Annotated in this window: 9 protein-coding genes; 5 read left to right on the top strand and 4 right to left on the bottom strand. The window is 41.8% G+C overall.

Features of this window, described 5'->3' with window-relative positions; all coding sequences use genetic code 11:
• Positions 1 to 101 precede the first annotated feature (101 nt).
• The 3 genes from IJJ71_RS04315 to IJJ71_RS04325 form a co-directional block, all read right to left on the bottom strand.
• A complete protein-coding gene (locus IJJ71_RS04315) occupies positions 102 to 1,367 on the bottom strand; it encodes an ATP-binding protein (protein ID WP_296845530.1) in 1,266 nt (421 codons plus the stop codon).
• A 140-nt stretch (positions 1,368 to 1,507) separates the two neighbouring features.
• Complete coding sequence (locus IJJ71_RS04320; RefSeq protein WP_296845532.1) at positions 1,508 to 1,735, bottom strand: type II toxin-antitoxin system PemK/MazF family toxin; 228 nt, start codon at positions 1,733 to 1,735, stop codon at positions 1,508 to 1,510.
• A gap of 96 nt (positions 1,736 to 1,831) precedes the next feature.
• On the bottom strand, positions 1,832 to 2,071 hold the full coding sequence (locus IJJ71_RS04325; protein ID WP_296845534.1) for a hypothetical protein: 240 nt from the start codon (positions 2,069 to 2,071) through the stop codon (positions 1,832 to 1,834).
• Between the two features lie 215 nt (positions 2,072 to 2,286).
• Between IJJ71_RS04325 and IJJ71_RS04330 the strand changes: the two genes are divergently transcribed.
• The 5 genes from IJJ71_RS04330 to IJJ71_RS04350 all read left to right on the top strand — a co-directional run bounded on the left by IJJ71_RS04330 (position 2,287) and on the right by IJJ71_RS04350 (position 5,985).
• A complete protein-coding gene (locus IJJ71_RS04330) occupies positions 2,287 to 3,345 on the top strand; it encodes an InlB B-repeat-containing protein (protein WP_296845536.1) in 1,059 nt (352 codons plus the stop codon).
• A 70-nt stretch (positions 3,346 to 3,415) separates the two neighbouring features.
• Positions 3,416 to 3,889 carry a hypothetical protein gene (locus tag IJJ71_RS04335; protein WP_296845539.1) on the top strand — a complete coding sequence of 158 codons (474 nt, stop codon included), beginning with the start codon at positions 3,416 to 3,418 and terminating at the stop codon, positions 3,887 to 3,889.
• 7 nt (positions 3,890 to 3,896) lie between these two features.
• Positions 3,897 to 4,520 (top strand): hypothetical protein, encoded by a 624-nt coding sequence (locus IJJ71_RS04340; protein ID WP_296845542.1) that lies wholly within the window; start codon positions 3,897 to 3,899, stop codon positions 4,518 to 4,520.
• 8 nt (positions 4,521 to 4,528) lie between these two features.
• Entirely contained in the window at positions 4,529 to 5,359 is an 831-nt protein-coding gene (locus tag IJJ71_RS04345) for a sensor histidine kinase (RefSeq protein ID WP_296845543.1), read from the top strand.
• The gene (locus IJJ71_RS04350; protein ID WP_296845544.1) at positions 5,356 to 5,985 is read left to right on the top strand and encodes a response regulator; all 630 of its coding nucleotides are present in this window, start codon (positions 5,356 to 5,358) and stop codon (positions 5,983 to 5,985) included. Before IJJ71_RS04345 ends, IJJ71_RS04350 begins: the two co-directional genes overlap by 4 nt.
• A gap of 100 nt (positions 5,986 to 6,085) precedes the next feature.
• On the opposite strand, the gene IJJ71_RS04355 is transcribed toward IJJ71_RS04350, so the two are convergent.
• Positions 6,086 to 6,790 (bottom strand): ABC transporter ATP-binding protein, encoded by a 705-nt coding sequence (locus IJJ71_RS04355; protein WP_296845545.1) that lies wholly within the window; start codon positions 6,788 to 6,790, stop codon positions 6,086 to 6,088.
• Between the last annotated feature and the right edge of the window lie 241 nt (positions 6,791 to 7,031).

The following is a 7,031-nucleotide window of genomic DNA, read 5'->3' on the forward strand; positions in this document are numbered from 1 at the left end:
GTATAAATCGGGTTTTTGGTCATAAAATCGCGTACAATCATAGTAAATCTCCTCTTACACTTATATGATAGCACACATTCTTAGAATTCAATAGGAATTTTTCATGCCAACAGCCATTTCCACATGGGAAGAACACTTACGCTTATGCCGTTGTAGTCAAGTTCTGCTTCTTCGCTGTTGCTTAAAATCAGGCACTGTGCTTCTGGAATGAACTTCCGTAATTTTGCAAACGCATTAAGTTCACGTTCTTTTGTATCAAGATTATCCAGTGCGTTGTAACAAACCTGAATCGCAAGATTTTGCTCAGGCACATAAAAGTCTATCTCAACATTGCTTTCAAAATAATAGACATTTTCCGTTCCGTATCTTCGAATCAATTCAACGGCAACAAGATTTTCGAGCTGTGCTGTCTCTGAATTTATCGTAAGAAGACCGAGCAGTCCTGTGTCCATAAAATAGTATTTTGGAGCAGTTTCTTTTTCCACAAGTTTTGCCGCATAATTTTGAATCGAAAACAACAGGTACGCATCAGTAACATAGCCTATGTAATTGATTACGGTCTGTTTTCCGATTGCAAAGCCTGCACTTTTCAGGATATTTGTAAGCCGTGAGAAAGAAAGAGCGTTCATAACAGATTCCGCGACTTTTTTCAGAATCAAACGAAGTGCAAAATCATTGGAAATGCTGTTTCTTGTTAGAATGTCGCCGACATAAATTGTCTGATAAATGCTGCCCAAATATTCGCGTTTGTTTCGGATTTCTGTAAGCTCCGGGAAAGCTCCGTATTTAACATACTGCTCATAAATCTTAAAGACCTCAGCCTTGTCAGAAGTGCTCATTGCCCTTGTGTAATCATTTTCTTTTCCCAGTGCACGGAGATACTCTGTAAACGAATACGGAAAAATCTGCACGACCATAAACCTTCCGCCAAGAGTTGACGCAATTTCACGGCTCAGCATTTTACTGTTGCTTCCCGTAATGTTGACCCGGTATTTCATATCCGCAAGCCGCCGCACGAATTTTTCCCAGCCCGCGACATTGTGAATCTCGTCCAAAAAGATATAAGGCTTTTTATCTTTGCCGGCCATTTCAAGACCGATTTCGAGCATTGTGTTCAAATCCGCAGTTTCCGTTTCCAAAAGCCGCTCGTCCTCAAAATTTACATAAAGGATTTCGTTAAGAGGCACGCCGGATTCCTGAAGTTTTTTTATCTGCTGATAGAGCATGTATGACTTCCCTGTTCGTCTTATTCCGACAAAGCAATAATTGACATTTTCTTCCAGCTCATAGGCACGCAGAATTCCAGGATTGGAGAGATACATTTCTTTCTGGTCGATGAGTATTTCTTTTAGAAAATCTCTGTTCATAGAAGGCCCCTTGTCTTACCGACAAGACAATTATAAGCCATTTTTGTTCTATGCACAAGACAATATCAGGTAATTTTCGTTTTATGCGGAAGACAAAAATTCTGCATTTTCTCTTTTAGTAGAATCTACCATATGTTAGACTATATATCCAAAAGCAGACAAATGTTTTCGCCGCATTTCTGCATTATATCCGAAGAAAGGTTTGAGACTTTTTCAATCAGTCGTGCCCTGTCAATTACGGTAATCTGAGGCGTAACGGCAACTGAATCTTTTGTAAGAGCTGTTTCATCAGCAGTAAGCAACATATTTCCTGGAAAATCAGCTAAACGCAAATTTGTTGTTAGAGGAATTACTATTGTTGTATGCATTGAGGTCTGATTAAAAGAATCGTTTTGAACAATTATTGCGGACGTCTTCTGCCAGGTTCACTGGCAAACGGAATGCCGAAATCAACCCACCATATCTCACCACGAATCATTCTTTGTAAGCTCCCGAATTGATTCCAGGCCTGCATTTTGCACAGATTCAAATTCATTAAATGCGTCAGGATTAGCTTTCATGAATGCATTTATGCGCTCTGAGACAGACTGCTGCTTTTTTTTGGCGTTGTAAATTGAATATAAATAGCCAACATAATGCGCGACTTCCTGCTGTGCTTCATATGGCAACGCATTTATCTGTTTTTCCAAAACTGCAAAAGGCATTCTGACACCCCCTTAACTTCAATATAGCACAGCATATTCGTTTTTTCAACAAAAGATTCACAAAGACATGTCCCCCCCCAACACACTCACTCCCACCCGTGCGTTAACGCACTAAAAACCTGTGCGTTCACACTAACACGACCTTTTTGAAATGTGGTAGCTTTCTTTGTATAAGGGCGTATGCCTTTTAAAACAAACTAAAAAGAGGTTTTATTATGAAAAAACTTTTCAAAACACTGGCAGTGCTTGCGGCGGTCGCGGCACTGGGATTTGGTTTCGTTTCTTGTGGAGACAGTGGCGATGACAACAACGGGAACAGCGGTAACAACAACACAAATCCTGCACAGACAGAAACGGCTCTGGCTGTTTTTACCTGCGACAGTGGTTATGATAAGCGAACACTCACCTTTAACGAAGATTCTACTTTCAAAGTAATTGTAAGTGACGAAACTGGATCGCAGGCAGAAGGAACATATACATTTGATTCCGGCGACTGGGAAAACGGAACAATCACATTGACCGCCACATCTGGTTACAAACAAGATACATTCACTGGTACTAAAACAATTACTGGAAAACAAATAACTTTCAGCAGCAAAACATATACCCTTACAGGCGGAACTAAAAAAACTCCGTCAACCGACACAACAAAGACCGATACCACTACTGAGGAGCCGGAATACTACACTGTAACTTTTGATACCAAAGGTGGCTCAGCTCTTGAGGAATATAAGGTAATGAAAGGCGAGAAATTTTATTTACCTTATTATATGACTACTGAAAAAGAAGGCTACTATTTTATTTATTGGTGCAGTGATTCAGATGCTACTGAAAAGTTTGTATTTAACAAAGAACTTAAAAGCGACATTACATTATACGCAAAATGGGAAGCTGTACCTTCTGATTTTAATTCTATAAAACGAGATGATATATTGCAAAAGTTTGATAATGGTAATTCTAGCTATTATTTGTATTTCTTAAAGGATGGCACTTTTAGGTATTATAGTGCTGGTGCAATTTTCGCAGGTGTATATGAATTTACAGATGGGTATACAGACTTCTCTGATGGTGCTAAATTCACTATGACAATCAAATGCAAGTATTGGGACGTCAACCCGTCATTGCGCTATTGGGAAAAATATAGCTATGGCAAGACAGAATCATATACCATCACGATGAAAGAGAATAGTTTCAAAAATGAAGTAATGTATTTTGTGTTTAATTTGGTTTCAGGGAATGTTTTATATGCCTATGCTGTGGGGCAAAAACTCTAATACCAGCAATTTATAGACGATTTTAAAAATCATGACGAAATCAAATTCGAAAACAGCAGGAGTTAAAACTATGGAAAATACAATCAGGGATATCATCTCAAAGCCTGTGGGCGAAACTTACGAGCTTGTTCAGACTCTTGGTATTTACTGCTGGCAGGAAGAGATAAACCATCAGGATGCCGCATTCTTCATGCCCCGCTTTTCGTTCCAGTCAAACAAGGAATACCTCGAAAAACTGTACAAGGGCATTTCCAATGACAGTTCCCTTTCAAACCAAGGTATCTTTGCTTCGGTATGGAAGATTGCGAAAGTGTATTACAAAGTTCCTGTTGATGCCCCTGAATCTGTGCTTTCCAATGACATTACAACGCTCTCTGCTTTTAAGGCATGGTGCAAGTTTGCCGCAAAACCCGAGAACAAAAAACTCAATGTCTATGTGCTTTCCGAAGAAAAACATTTTGCTCAGTACAAACACACTGAATTGCAAAATCCTAGCGGAATAACATATTACGATTGGGAAGAAGTCCTTAAAAATCATGTATAATCTTTCCATGTGCTATTCTGCAAATAGAATCCCCGTTTCTCCAATAAACACAATCCTCTTCTGTGTGATTGCGCAAATCATAAACCTTGCAGCCGCTTATATTTTCGGTGATATGCTTCATGTTCCGCTTTTTCTGGATACAATCGGTACGGTGGCGGTCGTTTTTTATGCGGGGCTTGTGCCATCTCTTTTGGTTGCAGGATTTTATAATGTGTTCCGGGTCTTGCTCATGGTTGCAATGGGAAATCCTGCCTATCCATGGGATATGATGTACTCCCTCTGCGGTCTTGCAATCGTTTTTTGCACATGGGGTTTCATCTATAAAAATTCTAATTTCAGGGGCGGAACGATTCTTACCGTCCTTTATCTGCTTTTGATTGTGCTTGTCTCATCATTTGCTTCAAGCCTGATTGGTGCGGGAATTGAAACTTCCCAGCGAATCATCTTTCACAATCAGATTTATTCAAATCCTGTAACGCTTTTTGTTCAGGCCTTTCTCGACGGCAACTTCGGGCTGTTTCTCGCATGTTTTATTACACGAATCCCGATTACAGTTCTGGACCGCCTTATCTGCACTTTCGCAGGCTGGCTTTTGTACCTAATCTTCAAAAAAATCCGCTTTCCGTGTTAGAATGAACTATGCCTAATCTTATTGATATGCCGCACCTTGCCAACGATGCCCAGGCTTTGTACAGCATCGTCCAGACTTTCATCCTGTTTTTTATCATCCTTTCAGTCGTGTTTTTTCTCGCTCTCGTTGCAATTATTGCCGTTTTAATCAAAATGCGGCTTGCAGATGACAGCCAGAAGGAAACTGCGGAATATGCCTCGCATGTGCTTAACGCGCAGGAAGAAGAACGCTCACGAATTTCCGCCGAACTTCACGACACCGTGGCTCAGGATTTAAAGGCAGCCGTCACTTTTTTAGAGAGTGACAAGCCAGTTTGTGAGACAAGGGAGCTTCTTTTAAAGTGCATTACACAAATCCGCTCGATGTGTTATTCCCTTGTTCCGCCGGAGCTTTCGGGTCAGTCACTTTCTTCGGCCCTACATTCTTTGTGCTATAATTTTAAGAATAAAACAGGCTTTGAAGTTTCTTTTTTCTTCAAGGAAGAGGCTTCCCGACTTTTGAACTCAAACTTTCTTTCCGAATTGCAGAAACTTAGCATTTATCGAATCGTGCAGGAATCGCTTACCAACATTCAGAAACACGCCGGTACTTGTGAGGTTTCGGTTTTTGCCAGAAAAAACTATAAGAACGAACGGGGGGGGCTATACTTATATATAGAGGATGACGGCAGGGGCTTTACTCCCGAAAATCTTTTGACATCGGATAAATCTTCTCACTTCGGTTTAAAGGGAATGAAAATGCGTGCGGCTCAGACGGGTGGCACGCTTTCTGTTTTTTCTGAACCAGGCCTTGGCACAAGGATTCTGCTTTTTATTCCAATTGGAGTTTTTGAAAAATGAACAAGACTTTCTATGTTGTAGAAGACCACAGCCTCATGAGGCAGGGCATTACAGGCTTCCTTTCCGAACATTCTGATTTTGAATGTATCGGTTACTCTTCAAATGCAAGGGATTTTTTTGATGCCATGCGCTCTCAGGGCGAAGGCGGTCTTCCTTCTGTCCTGATTACTGATTTGAATATCGAAGGCAGCGTAGAAAACGGTCTTTCCTTGATTAAAAACTGCCGTTCCGCCTTTCCGTCCGTAAGGATTGTGGTCTATTCCATGCATTCAGCCGGCAGCATTGTAAGCGGAGCCTTGGAAGCAGGCTGTGACGGCTTTGTTTCCAAAATGAGCGACGAAGCGGAACTCAAAAATGCCCTTGAAAATGCCGTTCTGGGAAAGCGTTATGTTGATCCGGAAATTGCCCCGAATCTCGTTACTTTTGAAAAAACCCTCTCCCAGTTCACTCAGCGCGAAAACGAGATTCTCCGCCTGATTTTGCAGAATAAATCCAACGTTCAGATTGCAGAAGAACTGGGAATCAACAAGCGGACCGTCGAAAACTGCATCAGCCGCATTTACAATAAAACAGGTTTTTCAACCCACAAGGAGCTGATTGCAAGTTTCGGAAGCGGAGATTTTTAGCATTTGGGCGCTACGGCTTCGCCATCGGGCTTTCCGCACTTCCGCTATCGCTCCATACCGCAAGCGGTACGCCTGCGGCGGTGCTCCAATCCCTAGCGCTTTAGCCACCCAAATATGCTTTTTTGACTGCCTCATCGTGAATCATTTCTTCTGAATTGCCAGAAGATGCGACTTCGCCAGTTTCCAAAATATAAACACGGTTTGCAATACTCATCGCCTTGAATGCGTTCTGCTCAACCAGAAGAATTGTCGTTCCGTCCTTGTTGATTTTCTGAATGATGTCAAAAATCTCATCGACCAGGATTGGAGCCAAGCCCATACTCGGCTCATCCAGAAGAAGCAACTCCGGCTTTGACATGAGGGCGCGCCCCATCGCAAGCATCTGCTGCTCACCGCCAGAAAGGGTTCCCGCAAGCTGCTTTACCCTCTCGCGCAATCGTGGGAAAAGTTCGTAGACATGCTCCAAATCGGCTTTAATCTGTGCCGTGTCCTTTCGCAAGTACGCGCCCATTTCAAGATTTTCTTTGACTGTGAGGTTAGCAAAAACGCGGCGTCCTTCTGGAACATGAATCAATCCCGCCTTTACGATTTTGTCAGGATTTGTGTTCGTGATGTCTTCGCCCTTGAATGTGACGCTTCCGCTTTGTTTTTTAATAAGATTTGAGATTGAATGAAGGGTTGTCGTCTTTCCGGCTCCATTTGCACCAATCAACGAGATAATTTCACCTTTTTTGACATCAAAACTGATTCCCTTGAGGGCCAGAATTGAGCCGTAAGCGACTTTCAAATCTTTAACTTCAAGCATGTTTTCGTTCATAATTTTCTCCTCAGTTAAATTCCTCACGGAGAACACAGAGTTCACAGAGCATTTTTTGAAATACAAAGTTTTATACCTCAAACTTGTTTATTTTTACTACATGACTGAGAAATATAGCTTCCCAGACTTTTTACTCTCTGTGCTCTCCTTAGCTCTGTGAGGAATTTTTATTTCCCGCCCGCTGCCTCTCTCCGCGCTCGAAGCACAGCTTCGAACGAGACTCGCTAAA

This window comes from Treponema sp. (assembly GCF_017430385.1).
Lineage (GTDB): Bacteria > Spirochaetota > Spirochaetia > Treponematales > Treponemataceae > Treponema_D.